Genomic DNA, 14,716 nt, shown 5'->3' on the forward strand with positions numbered 1-14,716 from the left:
CATGGAGGTAATTAAAGCGGGCGGCGCCGGGGTTTGGCGTGAGCGGCCGTTACGGTGGGACCCGTGACACCGAATCGGGGGATCGATGCCGACTTCCTCAACCTCCCGCGGCACGAGTTGGCCGACGCCGCGTTGTCGTCGGCCACCGCGGCCGGCGCCAGCTACGCCGACCTGCGGGTTCACCGCGTCCTGACCGAGATCATCCAGCTGCGCGACGGCGAGCTGGAGACGGCGGTGGTCCATCGCGAGGTCGGGCTGGCGGTGCGGGTGATCGTCGATGGCACGTGGGGATTCGCCTCCCACGCGGAGCTGGCGCCCTCGGTGGCCGCCGAGACGGCGCGGCGCGCCGTGCAGGTGGCCACCACCCTGGCGACCCTGAACAGTGAGCGCGTGGAGTTGGCGCCCGAGCCGGTGTACGCCGACGCCACCTGGGTTTCTGATTACCGCATCGACCCGTTCAGCGTCCCAGCGACCGACAAGATCGGCGTGCTCGAGGAGTACTCCGGACGGCTGCTCAGCGCCGACGGCGTCGACCACGTGTCGGCCGTCCTGACCGCCGTCAAGGAGCAGACGTTCTACGCCGACACCTTCGGATCGTCGATCACCCAGCAGCGGGTCCGATTGCAGCCGTCGCTGGAGGCGGTGACCGTCGACCCCGCCGCGGGCAGTTTCGACTCGATGCGCACGCTGGCGCCGCCGATGGGACGCGGCTGGGAAGTGCTGGCCGGCGACGACGTGTGGAACTGGACCGACGAGCTGGCGCAGCTGCCGTCGCTGCTTTCCGAAAAGGTCAAGGCGCCCAGCGTCACCGCGGGTCGCACGGACCTGGTGATCGACCCCACCAACCTGTGGCTCACCATTCACGAATCCATCGGCCACGCAACCGAATACGACCGCGCCATCGGCTACGAGGCCGCCTACGCCGGAACGTCGTTCGCCACGCCCGACAAACTCGGCACCATGCGCTACGGCTCGCCGGTGATGCACGTGACCGCCGACCGCACCGTCGACCACGGGTTGGCCACCGTCGGCTACGACGACGAGGGGGTGGCGGCGCAGTGCTGGGATCTGGTGCGCGACGGCATCTTCGTCGGCTACCAGCTCGACCGCGTGTTCGCACTGAGGCTCGGGCAGGACCCGTCCCAGCCACGGTCCAACGGGTGCTCGTACGCCGACTCCCCGCATCACGTGCCGATTCAGCGGATGGCCAACGTGTCGCTGCAGCCCGCCCGTGAGGATGTCAGCACCGCCGACCTGATCGGGCGCGTCGAGGACGGCATCTACATCGTCGGCGACAAATCGTGGTCGATCGACATGCAGCGCTACAACTTTCAGTTCACCGGTCAGCGGTTCTTCCGCATCCGCGACGGCCGCCTGGACGGCCAATTGCGGGACGTCGCCTACCAGGCCACCACCACCGATTTCTGGAACTCGATGGAAGCGGTGGGCGGCCCGTCGACGTGGCGGCTGGGCGGCGCGTTCAACTGCGGCAAGGCCCAGCCCGGTCAGGTCGCGCCCGTCAGCCACGGCTGTCCGTCGGCGCTGTTCCGCGGGGTGAACGTGCTCAACACCCGCACCGAGGGCGGCCGATGATCACCCCGCAGCACGTCGTCAACCTCGTCCTGGACGAGGCCGCCAAGCTCGGCGGCGCCAGCGAGACCATGGTGCTCGTCACCGACAAGGTCGAGGCGACGCTGCGGTGGGCCGGCAATTCGATGACCACCAACGGGGTCTCGGTCAACCGCAGCATCACCGTGATCTCCATCGTCCGCGACGGTTCCGGCGCGCGCATCGGAACGATGGTCTCGGCCGAGGTGGATCCGCGCGTGATCCCCGAGCTGGTGGCGGCGTCCCAGCAGGCGGCCCGCACGGCGCCCGAAGCCGGCGACGCCGCGCCGCTGCTGGCCGACACCGGGGTGCCCGTCGACTGGGGTGCGCCGGTGCCCGGCACCGGGCCGTTGGTCTTCGCCGACGTCGCCGACTCCTTGAGCCGCGGCTTCCGCGGCACCGATCGCCTGTACGGCTTTGCGCACCACAGCGTTTCGACGACGTTCCTGGCGTCGTCGACGGGAGTGCGCCGACGCTACACCCAACCGGCCGGCGCGGTGGAGATCAACGGCAAGCGCGGCGACGCGAGCGCGTGGGCCGGAATCGGCACGCCCGACTTCGTCGACGTGCCCATGGATTCGTTGCTCGAGGAGCTGGCGATGCGTCTCGGGTGGGCCGAGCGCCGCGTCGAGCTGCCCGCGGGACGCTACGAGACGATCATGCCGCCCTCCACGGTCGCCGACATGATGCTTTACCTGGCCTGGTCGATGGCCGGCCGAGGGGCGCGGGAGGGCCGCACCGCCTTCTCGGCCCCCGGCGGCGGGACGCGCGTGGGGGAGCGGCTCACCGAGTTGCCGCTGACGCTGTTCTCCGACCCGATGGCGCCGGGCCTGACGTGCACGCCGTTCGTCGCGGTGAGCAGCTCGTCGGAGACGATGTCGGTGTTCGACAACGGCATGGAGATCGGCCAGGTGGACTGGATCCGCAACGGGGTGATCAACGCGCTGGCCTACCCGCGAGCGACGGCCGCCAAATTCGATGCGGAGGTCGCCGTCGCCGCCGACAATCTGGTGATGACCGGAGGGTCGGCCGAGCTTGCGGACATGATCGCGGCCACCGAACGCGGCCTGCTGCTGACCACGCTGTGGTACATCCGCGAGGTCGACCCGACCACGCTGCTGCTCACCGGGCTGACCCGCGACGGCGTCTACCTCATCGAGGACGGCGAGGTCACGGCCGCGGTCAACAACTTCCGCTTCAACGAGAGCCCGCTGGACCTGCTGCGGAGGGCCACCGAGGCCGGGGCGAGCGAGAAGACGCTGCCCCGGGAATGGGCCGACTGGGCCACCCGCGCGGCCATGCCGTCGCTGCGGATACCGGACTTCTACATGTCGTCGGTCAGCCAGGCCCAATAGGCGATTGCCGCCGGGCCCGCCGCGCTCTAGCGTGTGACGAATGGCGGCTCCGGTTTCGGTTCGACAGGACCAGCTGACGCGGTTGGTGGCCCTGGCTCCGGGCGCCCTGGCCGGCGCGCGCATCGCGGCGCTGGTTCGGCGGACGTGCGCCCAGACCCTGTCGTTGCCACCGCTGCCCAGTCCCGTCGAGGCCGGTGCGCCCGAGTCGGAGGCCGAAGTCGTCGCGGTCGAGTTCGCCGAACAGTTCAGCGCCGACGTCTCCGCGATCACCGGCGAGCAGCGGTCCCGGCTGATCAAGCACCTGGGCGACAGCGCCTTTGGCGTGGTGGTCCAGATGTACATCGCCGACTTCGTCCCACGGGTGCGGGCCGGCCTGGAGGCGCTCGGGGTCGGCACGGAGTACTTGGGCTGGGTCGACGGCACCGTCGCGTGGGATCACGCCACCGAGCCGTCGGGCCCGGTCTTCAACGACTTCCTGCCCGCGGTGGCCCGGATGCGCGCGCTCGACCCGATCACCTCCGAGCTGGTCCGGCTGCGCGGAGCGGCTCAGCACAACTGCCGGCTGTGCAGGTCGCTGCGGGAGGGCACCGCGCTGGATGCCGGCGGCTCCGAGGCGCTGTACGACGAGATCGATCGCTTCGAGTCGTCGCGTTTGCTCGACGACCGCGTGAAAACAGCGCTGCGCTACGTCGATGGGATAATTTGGACCCCTGCGCACCTCGCCGCCGACGATGCCGCCGAGGTGCGCTCCCGGTTCTCCGACGCCGAGGCCGTGGAGCTCACCTTCGACATCATGCGGAATGCGAGCAACAAAGTCGCCGTCGCGTTGGGCGCCGACGCGCCCCGGGTCGAGCAGGGCACGGAGCGATATCTGCTCGGTGCGGACGGTCAGACCGTATTCGGCTGACGGTCGCGTGGTCGTTCAGCCGGCCCGAAGCACGAAGTGTTAACCATCCGTACACGATCCCGCAAACAGAAGTTCGTCCCTCCGGCCGCTGGTACTGGCTAAATTTATCTCTCGGCACCGAAACCGATGCGTGACGGTGATCTCAGCTGGCAGCGCTGCCTGAGTGAGACAGTCGACCGCGACTGTTGGCCGCGGCCGTAATCGCAGTCTCGGCTAATTGTCGCCACACCAAAGCTTGGCTTGCGTCGGAGAGCAATGCGCTCCCGCGCAGAGGGAGGTCCGGAGATGACAACCACCCGTTCGCGCTCGCGCACGCGAGTGTCGTCGGTCTGGGCTGCCGGTATCGCGCTGGGGGCCTCGATGCTCGGCGGCGCCGTGCTGTCGGCACCGCAGGCTTCGGCGAATTGCACTCTGAGCCCGAAAGACGACCAGTACATCAACCTGCTGGCGCAGAACAAGATGGTGCACACCGCCGATACCAGCGATTGCACCGAGGCCGCCGAGGGGCGTTGGTTCGCCGACCAGGTACGGAATCACCCCAATCCCTTTGGGGAAGCCCAAGAGCTGGTCAACATGATCACCAACACCACGTCGATGAACCAGTCCCAGGCCGAGTGGGAGGTCGAGTCGGCGATCTACGTCTATGCGCCGGAAGTGATCCCCAAGATCAAGGATCAGGCCGCGCATTTCAACTGGCCGGCCGAATAGGCAGTCGGGTCGTTTCGGCTGGCGGCGTCAGCTAGCCGATAAGTAAGGCGATGGCACCGGGGGGTCTGGGGAGAATGGCGATTTCACGATCGCGTCCGCAAGTGCTGGCAGTCGGGGCAGCCGGTGTGGTGCTGGGGGCCGCGATGTTCGGTGGCGCCGTGCTGTCGGCACCGCAGGCGTCGGCGAATTGCACTCTGAGCCCGAAGGACGACCAGTACATCAACCTGCTGGCGCAGAACAAGATGGTGCACACCGCCGATACCAGCGATTGCACCGAGGCCGCCGAGGGGCAGTGGTTCGCCAGTCAGGTTCGCGCCAACCCGAACCCGTTCGGCGAGGCACAGGAGCTGGTCAACATGATCACCAACACCACGTCGATGAACCAGTCGCAGGCCGAGTGGGAGGTCGAGTCGGCGATCTACGTCTACGCGCCGGACTTGATCCCCCGGCTCAAGGATCAGGCCGCGCGGCAGGTTCCCGGGCAGCCCGCACCCATGTAGGGCTCGGCTCCGCCTAGGGGGGGTAGCCGGTCTGGCTCATACCGCGGTCGCGGTCACGGTCAGCGCGACGCCGAACACCAGGGCCGCCGCGGCCGTGGCGGCGAGGAACCCAAGCCCGAAGCGGCGCCCGCCCGCGGTGAAGGCCAGCACCATCTTGACGAGCAGGTTGGAGCCGAGTGCGGCGGCGATGGCGACCAGGGCCGTGTCGACGGTGACGTCACCCTTGGCCGCCAGGCTGGCGGCGGCGACCGCGCCGGCGTGAGCGTCGGCGAGACCCGCGGCGAAGGTGGCCAGCACCAGTCCCTGCGGGCCGAGCGCCTCGGCGCCCCACCGGCCGACGAGCAGCGCGAAGGTCAGCACCGCGGCCAGGACGAGGGCGGGCCGCAGGGTGAACGGCCGGGTTTCCCTGGTTTCTGCGGGGTCGTCCTGCGCGGCGTTCGGCTGCTGGACCCGGGTGCCGCCCCGGTAGACGAACGCGGCGACACCGATGAGGACGAGCGCCGAGGCGACCACCGGAGGCCACAGGCGGCGCAGCACCTCGACGTCGACGAGCCCGATCACGACGAGCAGTTGCACGAAGGTGGCGAGACTGGCCAACAGGGCGCTGGCCAACGGCGCACGCAAGCTCGGGGCGGTCCGGCCGAGCCGGCCCATCGACGCGGTCGTCGCGGTGGCCGAGACGAACCCGCCGGCCAAACCGGTGACGAGCAGGCCGCGTTCGGGCCCGAGCGCTCGAACGCCGATATAGCCGACCCAGCCGATACCGGTGAGCAGCACCACCAGCAGCCACACCTTCTCCGGATTCAGCACGCCGAAGGGTCCGAGCGGCCGATTGGGCAGCAGTGGCAGAATCACGAATGCCACGACGAAAAACTTGATGGCGTCCTCTAGTTCGACATCGCTGACGATTTCGCGGGCGAAGCGATGGAGGCGGGTCTTCGACACCAGCAGCCCGGCCACCACCACGGCGAGGGCCACGGCAACCGTCGGGCGGGTGTAAGCGAGCGCACCGAGCAGGTAGGCGATGACCGCGGCAAACAGTGTCGTGGTTCCCGGGTCTTTGGTGCTGGTGCGGAAGTACGCCAGGCCCAGTAGCACTCCGATCCCCACGAGACCGCCCAGCACGGTCCATTGGTTGAAGCTCGCGGAGATGGCCCCCACCAGTGACAGGAGCGCGAACGAACGCGACCCGGCGGGGAGCTTGCGGCTGTGACTGCGTTCGCGCTCCAACCCGAGCAGCAAGCCGATGGCCAGCGCCACGAGGAACGGTTGGATTTGCTGCCAGCTCACAACGACTCCTATCAGCGGGCCTGCCCGTCGACAATCTAGCCCGCACGCCACCGCATCGCTCGTGAGCAGTGCGGGCGCTAATGTCACAGTCGTGCCAAGGCTTCTGGGACCCGCGACAGCCGCCGGCGCGGTCTGGCCAGCAGAAGCGCCGCGGTATGCCTCGGCGGGTTCCGTTACGGTGGAGAGCGCATCCGCAGCTGGTTGGTAAAAGGGGCGGTAGCTCAGTTGGTTAGAGCCGCGGACTCATAATCCGTTGGTCGCGGGTTCGAGCCCCGCCCGCCCCACTTCGTTCCCGTGACGTCGGCTGATGGCTGACATTTCGTCGTCAGGTGACGCCTGACAGTGTTTCGGCTGATGCGTGACAGTTACTTCGGTTGATCCTTGACCCTCCCTGGATGAGGGAGTTGAGCGTGGCTGAACCCTCCGGTGAGTCCGGAGTCTCCGGACTCACCGGGCGGTTTACCAGCCGTTAAGCTTGAAACTTCCGGATCTCACCCGAGGTCCGACAACCGCCGAGAGGTCGACGGCGACATGTCCGGAGTGTTTCTATCGACTGCTGAGGCCCGCGCTGCGGCGCACGCGAAGGCTAACATCGCGCAGCAGGCGACGCGATCGTTGCGGACCCGCAACCGAACTACGTTGCGGCGCAATGGAGACGAAACGTGACGACACGGCTCATGTGGCAGTTGGGCCGCGCTCAGGAGCGCGTCGAGCAAATCGAGGCGCGTCGGACTGGCCCGCTGGTCGTTTCCCGCCGCGGCGCGATCTGCCCGACGCGACCCGAGGACATCGTGGCGCTTCTGCGCGACACGACCAGACTCACCCATCCGATGCGGGGCCACGACGACGCTCACCCCTGGGTACCCACCGGCGCGGCACCCGCCCAACACGCCAGGTACCGGGCGGTTCTCAACCCGCTGTTCAGGCCACGAGCGTTGGCGTGGCTCATGCCATCCATCCAGGAGCACGCCGCGGCACTCGTCGATGCGGTCGCTGCGAAGGGCCAGTGCGAGGCTGTCGGCGAGATCGGCCGCCGACTGGCGACCCAGACATTGCTGACGCTGCTCGGATTGCCGGCGGGAAGTCTTGAGGCGCTGCTGCGGTTACTGGCGCAGCAAGCGGAATTCCCCAGGAGCGCGCCCTTCCATGCCGACCTGATCGAATACGTCAGCCAAGCAATTTCCACAGCCAGGCCGCCGGGGATCATTGCCGCCCTCCGCGACGAATTCGAGGAAGTGGAAATACTGAGCTTCGTCTTGCTGCTGTTCGGTGCGGCAATCGAGACGACGACGGCGGGAATCGGTTTTGCCCTGTTCGAGCTGGCCACCGACCCGCAGTTACGGTCACTCCTCATCCGACACCCCGACCAAATCGGAACATTCATCAACGAGGTGGTGCGCCTTTACTCTCCGCTCGGCTATTGCCCGCGCGTCACCCTGGAGGAGATCACCATCGGTGGGGTAAGGGTGCCGCCGCTAACCGAACTGGAACTCTCATTGCGCACGTTGAATTTGGACGGCGGTTATCTCATCACGTACAGCGACGACAAAGTCCACGGCCGCCCGTACTACTCATTCGGAGCCGGGTCGCGCCGATGTCTCGGAATGCACGTTGCCCGAGTACAGCTGAGCGTCCTTGCCGCCGAGTTCGTGCGTTGTATCCCCAGATTCACGGTGGCACCGCCAGGCCGTGTCGAGTTGAACGTCGGCGACGATAGCACCCGACTCGGCCCGATCACCATGCCATTGCAGTGGCCGACGTGAGAAGCGAAGGTGCCGAGATTGCCGGTGCGCCTGACAGTGTTTCGGTTGATCCTTGACACTCCCCGAATGGGGAGTTGAGCGCGGTCGACGGCCCTGGCGGTCGCCGGGAAGCGCGTCGTGGTGACTTCGTAGACCAGGTCGCGCCCATCCTGTGGCGCGGGTGTCGATACCGAGTCCGCATCGCGGGATCACCGTGGGCTTGAATGACCGGCTAAACAGCCTGTTCCCTACAACTCCTCGCGATCGACAACGAAGCGAACCTGGCAGGCTTTGTGAATATTGCCCGGCCGGAAGCCCACGACGTCGGTATCGACGACTCGAAGACCCAGGCTCTTGAATATCGAGTGCCATTCGTCGACGCGCTTGAATTGGCAACCAAAATTCATATCGACCAGACCTTGAGCGACGGCGTTGCCAAAAAAATCGATAAGCACGAGCGTCCGAAATTGATCGCTTTCTTCCAGCTTAGCGAATTCCCTTAGCTCGATTTGCTCCGCCGCAATCCCTTGGGCCGCGACGGGGACGGCGTAGGTGTCTTCCTCGATGATCAACCGCCGTGCGACACGGCGCAAATTCTTAAGCAACGGAATCAAGTCGTGTTCGTCCACGTGATGCAGGACGGTCTTGACGATCGCACTGTCGAACATGTCGTCCGCATAGGGCACGTCGACGGGCGAAGCCATCTGCCGAAACGGCAGATGTGCGGCGTCGGCGCCGCGGTAGTCCATGACGTCGGTGGTGTAGCAGTCGTAGCCGGCACGTGCGATCAGCGCAGCTAAATGACCGCGGCCGCTGCCGAAATCGAGCACCGTGCTTCCGCTGATGGCATCGGCGAAATTCTTGAAGTCCTGCACCGGCTTGCGCTGTGACTTATACGCCGAGTAGCCCTCGCTGAACCACGACCCGTCTCCCTCGGATGTGAAGAATCGTGTGTGCACCTCTTCGGCCGCTTGGTAAAGTTCACGCCCATTATCGGCCGCCAGCAAGTACTTGGATACGTCTTCCAGGGTCGCTCGCACGTCGCCGGAATAATCGGGAAAATGGGATTTGTAACTGTGTTCCAACACCGACAAAGTAAAGTTCAGGGCGGTGGTTTCGTGCTGCAAAATCCCGTGAATAAACTCGTATTGAGCTCGTGTGGTGGCTGTCCGCACCAACAATCCTTCCGTCACGCACGCTTCAAAGCCTGGCGCGGCATCGTTGGGTAGCGGCAGGCGGAGGCCAAAGCAATTGACTGAACGCATGGTATCAGTGCATTGCGAATTGAGATATTTGGCGAAAGAGCCGTTAAATTTCCCTGGTTCGCCTTTACATCGTTGCTCAACGCGCGTAAAGCAAAGACGGCCAGCTGAATGGCGCGGCCGCGTCTCGTCACTTCGGCCGTCGACCGAAAGCCCGTGTGACATGCGGTTCTCACCGGTGACGACCCCACCAGCTTCGACCGGGGCGCCTCGAACACTGTCGAAAAGGGTCGTTGAGGGCAAACGATCGCGGACGCGTAGCACTCCGTCGTCAGCGTGCCCGCGGCGCCGACGCGGCAGCTCAATGAAGTGTCCTGTGAGCCAGCGCATTCCACGGGGGCGAATGTGGGCAGAGACACATCCCGCCGGTGCGCGGGCCCACCCCCCGTTAGGGTGCAGCCTATGGCGGTGCTGCACGGTAAGAGGATCTTGTTAGACATCGATGGCACCCTGGTCGACTCGACCGCCACCGTCGAACGGTCCTGGGGCACCTGGGCCGACGAGTACGGCGTCGACTACCAAGAGGTGCTCAAGGTGTGTCATGGCAGGCGGACCGAGGACACCGTCGCGCAATTCGTCGCACCACACGACCGCGTCGCTGCGACGGCCCGGCTACTGGCTCTGCAAGAGCTCGCTGACGTCGATGGTGTCGTGGCGCTACCGGGAGCACGCCGACTGCTTGACGCCCTGCCGCATAGTCACTGGGCTGCAGTGACTTCGGGGCCGCGCTCGTTGATGGCTGCCCGACTGGCGGCGGCGCAGCTGCCCGCCCCGAAATTGCTGATCGGTGCAGAGGACGTGTCGGACGGCAAGCCAAACCCCGAGAGTTACCTCAAAGCGGCCGCCGCGCTGGGCCTCGACGCCCAGGAGTGCGTAGTCGTCGAGGATGCGCCCGCGGGGGTCGGCGCTGGGCGGGCCGCGGGGGCGCAAGTGCTCGCCGTCACGACCACCCACCGCGCGTCCGAATTGGCAGACGCCAACGTCGTCGTGGCCGATCTGTCCTGCGTGGACGTCGAGGTCACCGACACTGGTGTCGCCTTGCTGATCAACTAACGCGGCAACCCACGAGCAGTTTGTCGAACTGTTCCACCGAGTCGGAGACGACCGGGACAACCAGGTGCGTTTCCAGCGCTTGGATTTTTCCGGACAGCGCTGGCTGGCTGATGTGCAACCGACGTGCAGCCGCAGAGAACCCGCCGTATTCCACCACGGCGACGAACGCGCGCATCTGCGAGATCTCCACGTCGTCGACGCGGCATCGCCGGCGTTCTCGTGGGTGGTCGTGCCGGTCCGCACCGATCGGTCGCGTCGGTGTCACGCGCAACTGTGACGGCACCGCCTCCTAGAAGGGCGATATCGTTCACGAGTGGCCATTCCTTCCCCGGTGCGCGCAGGTCTTGCGCCCTTGCTGGCAACTGCGGCGTGCGCGATGGCGCCCCACGCGGCCGCCGACCCGACACCGCAACAGGCGCCGTTCCCGACCGGCAAATCCGGCACCACCATCCATGTCACCGAGTACAGCGCGGCGACCGCCGACGTCACCGTGAACAACGTGACCTGGATTTCGTCGGGGTGCTCCGGCAGCGGGGGATGCAACGTCATCGAGGTGACCATCGTCGGCAAGTCCGACACGCCCTTCACCTACAGCGAAAGAACGCTGACCGCCGCGTCCTCGCCGTGGCGGCAAGACCCCTACCGGGATACCGAGGGCGGTTCGTCACTGGTGCACTACCAACAGATCAACAAGATGCCCCCGCTGCGCTCGGGCTCGGTCACCAACGGTCAAACCGCCCACGGCTACGTCGCCTACGACGGCAGCGTGAAGCAGGGCGACGTCTACATCGAGTTCAACGACCCCAACGCGGCGGCGGCACCCACCCCGCTGGCGGGCTGGAAGGTTCACACCTAGGCGTCCTACCCGCCGCCACCGCCGCCCCGCCAGAATCGGGTATGACAGCGGCTGCTGCGGTCTCCGACCAAGAGGCGACTCTCGCATCTGATATCGCGGGCGATATCGAGTTCGGTGGTCGCATGGTGGTACCGAGACAGGTACTGGTGTGGCCGATGTGACTGAGGGCCGCCCCCGCGCGACGAACCCGATGTGCGCCCTCGTCTCGCCGGGTAGCTAATTCGAGTTGACATGCCCGGAAAAGCTCCTGGAATTCGACATTGTTGGTCGGGTACAACGATCAGCGTGGTCGCGCGATAAACCCTGGATAAGTCCGCTGATCGGCCGTCTCGCCGCGCCGTGTGGTCGATCTTGAGAATAAACTGGCGGCGTCGGAATTCGAGGTGGCGCCCTTAATGCGTAGTTCGCAGCGACCGCCGAACGCGAGAGTCGGTAGTGCGTGGTGATCGAGTCTGGCGGCGAGGCCGCTGCCGCGCAAGAAGTCATGCGGTCCGACGAGGAAGCGGCCGCGGGCTATCGGGAGTGGCTGGCCGCCGCACAGCGGGCCGGCCAACGAGTGCTGCGGGAGCCCGACGGCACGTACGTGTTGTGGCGGCGCGACGACGTCCTCGCCGCCGTGCGTGATGGCGAGGTTTTCGCCAGCCGCCAAGGCGAGCTGATGCTCGGCAATCCGCCATTCGGGCCGTACCGGAAAATCATGGTCGACCTGTTGTTCAATCCGGCCAATTCGCGGGAAATGCTGAAGCCCGTGCGCGGGATCATCGAAAACTGCGTCCGTTCTGTGGCGAGAGAACTCGACTGCTGCGATGGTGCGGACGTCGCCGAGGTGGTTTGGCGTGCCGCATTCGTTGCGGCATGCGGGCTGCCCACGGATACCCCCCTCGAAGCGCTCGAGCCGAAACTGGTGGGCCAGATCCGGCGCGCGCCGCGGGGTGGCCCCGATGTGATCAGCCGCCTCGCCGCCGAACCGCTGTCCGACGAAGAAGTGCTCGGAATGATCGGGTCCGTGCTCCGCGGTCTCATTTTCGCGTCCTTCCCGATGAAGGCCGGACTGGCGGTCCTGGCGCGGAAGCCGATGCTTCAGCGGGAGCTGCGCGAAAATCCAGACCGGCAACGCCGGTTCATCGAGGAGCTGCTGCGGTTGGATGGCGGGGCGAAGACTGTTTCACGACGCACGAGTCGCAGCGTGACGATCGGAGAAACAACGATCCCAGCCGGGGCGCCCGTCCAGTTGTGTGTCGGACTGGTTCACCGTGACGAGGCCGACGACATGTCCGGCCACAGCATCGAATTGGACGGCCCGCAGCGACATTGGAGCTTTGGTGGAGGCCCGCACCGGTGTCCGGCATCGCACCTGGCCCGGGATCTGCTGCTCGCGTTCTTCGAGGTGTGGCTCGCCGAGGTTCCGTTCTTCTGGTTCGACTGGGACGCCGGCGATGTCCCCAAAGCGTGGTATCCCAAGCCCTACAGCCCGTTGCCGAGCGACATCTTCGAGGGCTGGTTTCCGGGGCCCGTGCCGCTCAGGTGGCGACCGAAGCGGTGACCACGGACGGATCAGGCGGAATGACGGCTAAGTTACCCGTATGCGCGTTGCTCGCCTGATCGGTGCAGTCCTGGCGATTCTCACCACGGGACTGCTGGTGCCCGCCTCCGCCGGCGCGCAACCGCCGGCCAAGCTCACGGACCACGTCACCGATAGCGTCGCGGCGTTGACGGATCCGGGCCGGGCGGCGGTCGTCGCGGCCATCGACCGGCTCTACCGCAATCGGCACATTCAACTGTGGGTGGTCTACGTCGACAACTTCTCCAGGTTCAAGCCCGACAACTGGGCCGAGCGGACCCGCGGCGCCAGCGCAATGGGCGACCACGACGCGCTGCTGGCGGTGGCCACGAACACGAAGCTGTACGCGTTCTCGGTGCCGCCCAACACGCAGGGCGTCACGGTGGCCGAGCTGGACGGTCTGCGCAACAACCAGATTGGGCCCGCGGTCGCCGTCAAGGACTGGAGCGGTGCGGCCGTCGCCGCGGCAGATGGGTTGAACAAGTCGGCGAGCACCTCAAAGCCGATGTGGCTGCCGATCGCGATCGGCGTCGGCGTCTTGGTATTGATGGTCGTGCTGTTTCTCGTGCTCAACCGCGTGCGCCACCGCCGGCGTGCCGCGCGGCGGGTCGCCCCCGCCGACGGCCAGGCAAGCGTGGACGATTCGTCGGGGCAGGCGTTGTCCACCGCGGACACCAGACTGCGGCAAATCTCCGACTACGTCACCCGGCATCACGACAGCGTGGGCGCCGCGGCGCTGGCCCGATTCGACGAGGCGAAAAGGCATTTGGCGGCGGCGCGCGGCAAGGAAGCAAGCAACCCCGCCGAAGCAATCGCCCACGCCAACCGGGCGTCGACGCTGGCCGCCCAGGCGCAAACGCTGGCCAACACCGACGTGCTGGCGGTGCACCGCCCAACGCGAGGCCGAGGTACCGGGTCTCCCCGATAGAGAACGCGATCTCAGAAGCAGCCGCTCACATGAACGCGCCGGCCCCCGCCCACGCAGACATTGACCGGCGGCGGCGGTGGCGGTGGGGGCGGGAAGTCCTGCGGCAGCGGCGCATACGCGTCCGGTGGGGGAACATTGGCGTTGACCGTATCGGCGATGTTCGTGCACCCGCTCACGGAAACGCGCCTGCCGACACTCGCGCAGACGTCCGCGTTGGCCACCCCGGTGGGCTGCACGACGGCATAGATCTCAGGAATCGCGGCAAGGGACAACGCTGCCAGCGCCCCTGCGGTCCAAGACCGCACCTTCATCGTGATTTCCTTCCCATCGCGGCTGCGCTTATGCGGGCCCGAGGCGCATCCAGGGCGCGTGCGGGACATGGTCGCCTGACCCGGGGGTCAGGGCGTCGCACCGACCTGACCCAGTAGCGGTGCCCACTGGCAACGTTGCCTGATGTCAACCAGCGGTTGTCGGATGTTCTCAAGGTCGGCCTGCTCCTGCGGGTTGGCGGTGAAATATTGCTGCACGTCCTCGCGAATCTGATCTTTGGGCCGATCCTGCAGGTCGGTGTAGAAGCCGTTCAGGTCCGGATGGGTGAACAGGTAGGCCGAGAGTGCCGCCGCCACCCCGGACGCTACGCCGGCCATGTCGGCGGCCGTGCAGTTGGCGGGCCGGGGCGGCGGATCGGCCACGGCCGTCCCCGCGGTAGCACCCAGAAGCGCGCCGGCGCCGATCGCCCCGACCAGTAGCCGGCGCGTGAACAGACCTGCGAGGGACATGACTGGCTCCTTTATCCGGCGATGAACCTGGCCGGGACCGATGTCGGTTGCCGCCGGGTTCCAGCAAAGTCGAGCGGCAGTTGGCATGGTTAACTCTGGACACCGAACGAGGGGCATTACTCGGGCCGAAAGTCACTACTCCGACGGCCAACCGTCACCACCGGATG

The 14,716-nt window shown here is 66.6% G+C and carries 15 protein-coding genes and 1 tRNA gene; 11 read left to right on the forward strand and 5 right to left on the reverse strand.

Translation table 11 applies throughout. The features are described 5' to 3' along the window. Window positions 1–63 precede the first annotated feature (63 nt). The 5 genes from U8D42_RS05945 (at window position 64) to U8D42_RS05965 (ending at window position 5,078) form a co-directional block, all read left to right on the forward strand. Window positions 64–1,593 carry a TldD/PmbA family protein gene (locus U8D42_RS05945; protein ID WP_322858906.1) on the forward strand — a complete coding sequence of 510 codons (1,530 nt, stop codon included), beginning with the start codon at window positions 64–66 and terminating at the stop codon, window positions 1,591–1,593. Beyond that, a complete protein-coding gene (locus tag U8D42_RS05950; protein ID WP_085241934.1) occupies window positions 1,590–2,963 on the forward strand; it encodes a TldD/PmbA family protein in 1,374 nt (457 codons plus the stop codon). Before U8D42_RS05945 ends, U8D42_RS05950 begins: the two co-directional genes overlap by 4 nt. A gap of 40 nt (window positions 2,964–3,003) precedes the next feature. Next, on the forward strand, window positions 3,004–3,870 hold the full coding sequence (locus U8D42_RS05955; protein WP_322858905.1) for a carboxymuconolactone decarboxylase family protein: 867 nt from the start codon (window positions 3,004–3,006) through the stop codon (window positions 3,868–3,870). 285 nt (window positions 3,871–4,155) lie between these two features. Continuing rightward, window positions 4,156–4,578, forward strand: coding sequence for a hypothetical protein (locus U8D42_RS05960; protein WP_322858904.1), 423 nt, complete (start codon window positions 4,156–4,158; stop codon window positions 4,576–4,578). Between the two features lie 74 nt (window positions 4,579–4,652). Next, window positions 4,653–5,078 (forward strand): hypothetical protein, encoded by a 426-nt coding sequence (locus tag U8D42_RS05965; protein WP_322858903.1) that lies wholly within the window; start codon window positions 4,653–4,655, stop codon window positions 5,076–5,078. A gap of 36 nt (window positions 5,079–5,114) precedes the next feature. Here U8D42_RS05965 and U8D42_RS05970 read toward each other — a convergent pair whose 3' ends face one another. Then, the gene (locus U8D42_RS05970) at window positions 5,115–6,368 is read right to left on the reverse strand and encodes an MgtC/SapB family protein (RefSeq protein WP_322858902.1); all 1,254 of its coding nucleotides are present in this window, start codon (window positions 6,366–6,368) and stop codon (window positions 5,115–5,117) included. A gap of 210 nt (window positions 6,369–6,578) precedes the next feature. Between U8D42_RS05970 and U8D42_RS05975 the strand changes: the two genes are divergently transcribed. Further along, window positions 6,579–6,652: transfer RNA gene (locus U8D42_RS05975), tRNA-Ile, on the forward strand. 378 nt (window positions 6,653–7,030) lie between these two features. After that, on the forward strand, window positions 7,031–8,131 hold the full coding sequence (locus U8D42_RS05980) for a cytochrome P450 (protein ID WP_322858901.1): 1,101 nt from the start codon (window positions 7,031–7,033) through the stop codon (window positions 8,129–8,131). Between the two features lie 227 nt (window positions 8,132–8,358). Here U8D42_RS05980 and U8D42_RS05985 read toward each other — a convergent pair whose 3' ends face one another. Beyond that, window positions 8,359–9,375, reverse strand: a complete 1,017-nt coding sequence (locus U8D42_RS05985; RefSeq protein ID WP_322858900.1) for a class I SAM-dependent methyltransferase — start codon at window positions 9,373–9,375, stop codon at window positions 8,359–8,361. 399 nt (window positions 9,376–9,774) lie between these two features. Between U8D42_RS05985 and U8D42_RS05990 the strand changes: the two genes are divergently transcribed. Continuing rightward, entirely contained in the window at window positions 9,775–10,425 is a 651-nt protein-coding gene (locus tag U8D42_RS05990) for an HAD-IA family hydrolase (RefSeq protein WP_322858899.1), read from the forward strand. Here U8D42_RS05990 and U8D42_RS05995 read toward each other — a convergent pair. Beyond that, window positions 10,418–10,615, reverse strand: a complete 198-nt coding sequence (locus U8D42_RS05995) for a LysR family transcriptional regulator (protein ID WP_322858898.1) — start codon at window positions 10,613–10,615, stop codon at window positions 10,418–10,420. The genes U8D42_RS05990 and U8D42_RS05995 overlap by 8 nt on opposite strands. Before the next feature lie 186 nt (window positions 10,616–10,801). Here U8D42_RS05995 and U8D42_RS06000 point away from each other — a divergent pair, with 186 nt between their 5' ends. From U8D42_RS06000 to U8D42_RS06010, 3 genes are all read left to right on the forward strand, one after another. Next, window positions 10,802–11,281 (forward strand): hypothetical protein, encoded by a 480-nt coding sequence (locus U8D42_RS06000; RefSeq protein WP_322859452.1) that lies wholly within the window; start codon window positions 10,802–10,804, stop codon window positions 11,279–11,281. Between the two features lie 556 nt (window positions 11,282–11,837). Further along, window positions 11,838–12,824: a cytochrome P450 gene (locus U8D42_RS06005; protein WP_322858897.1), complete on the forward strand. Its 987-nt coding sequence runs from the start codon at window positions 11,838–11,840 to the stop codon at window positions 12,822–12,824. Window positions 12,825–12,864: 40 nt separating this feature from the next. After that, window positions 12,865–13,770 carry a TPM domain-containing protein gene (locus tag U8D42_RS06010; RefSeq protein WP_322858896.1) on the forward strand — a complete coding sequence of 302 codons (906 nt, stop codon included), beginning with the start codon at window positions 12,865–12,867 and terminating at the stop codon, window positions 13,768–13,770. Window positions 13,771–13,781: 11 nt separating this feature from the next. Here the strand turns inward: U8D42_RS06010 and U8D42_RS06015 are convergent, their stop codons facing one another. Continuing rightward, complete coding sequence (locus U8D42_RS06015) at window positions 13,782–14,075, reverse strand: hypothetical protein (protein WP_431523858.1); 294 nt, start codon at window positions 14,073–14,075, stop codon at window positions 13,782–13,784. A 93-nt stretch (window positions 14,076–14,168) separates the two neighbouring features. Continuing rightward, a complete protein-coding gene (locus tag U8D42_RS06020) occupies window positions 14,169–14,549 on the reverse strand; it encodes a heme-binding protein (protein WP_322858894.1) in 381 nt (126 codons plus the stop codon). Window positions 14,550–14,716: the final 167 nt, after the last annotated feature.

The sequence above is a fragment of the Mycobacterium europaeum genome (assembly GCF_034555895.2).
GTDB lineage: Bacteria > Actinomycetota > Actinomycetes > Mycobacteriales > Mycobacteriaceae > Mycobacterium > Mycobacterium europaeum.

Bases quoted from the DNA above. Each gene is read 5' to 3' on its own strand.
- U8D42_RS06020 (WP_322858894.1), bottom strand. From the start codon at position 14,549: ATGTCCCTCGCAGGTCTGTTCACGCGCCGGCTACTGGTCGGGGCGATC.
- U8D42_RS05965 (WP_322858903.1), top strand. From the start codon at position 4,653: ATGGCGATTTCACGATCGCGTCCGCAAGTGCTGGCAGTCGGGGCAGCC.
- U8D42_RS06010 (WP_322858896.1), top strand. From the start codon at position 12,865: ATGCGCGTTGCTCGCCTGATCGGTGCAGTCCTGGCGATTCTCACCACG.
- U8D42_RS06000 (WP_322859452.1), top strand. From the start codon at position 10,802: ATGGCGCCCCACGCGGCCGCCGACCCGACACCGCAACAGGCGCCGTTC.
- U8D42_RS05960 (WP_322858904.1), top strand. From the start codon at position 4,156: ATGACAACCACCCGTTCGCGCTCGCGCACGCGAGTGTCGTCGGTCTGG.
- U8D42_RS05985 (WP_322858900.1), bottom strand. From the start codon at position 9,375: ATGCGTTCAGTCAATTGCTTTGGCCTCCGCCTGCCGCTACCCAACGAT.
- U8D42_RS05990 (WP_322858899.1), top strand. From the start codon at position 9,775: ATGGCGGTGCTGCACGGTAAGAGGATCTTGTTAGACATCGATGGCACC.
- U8D42_RS05950 (WP_085241934.1), top strand. From the start codon at position 1,590: ATGATCACCCCGCAGCACGTCGTCAACCTCGTCCTGGACGAGGCCGCC.
- U8D42_RS05955 (WP_322858905.1), top strand. From the start codon at position 3,004: ATGGCGGCTCCGGTTTCGGTTCGACAGGACCAGCTGACGCGGTTGGTG.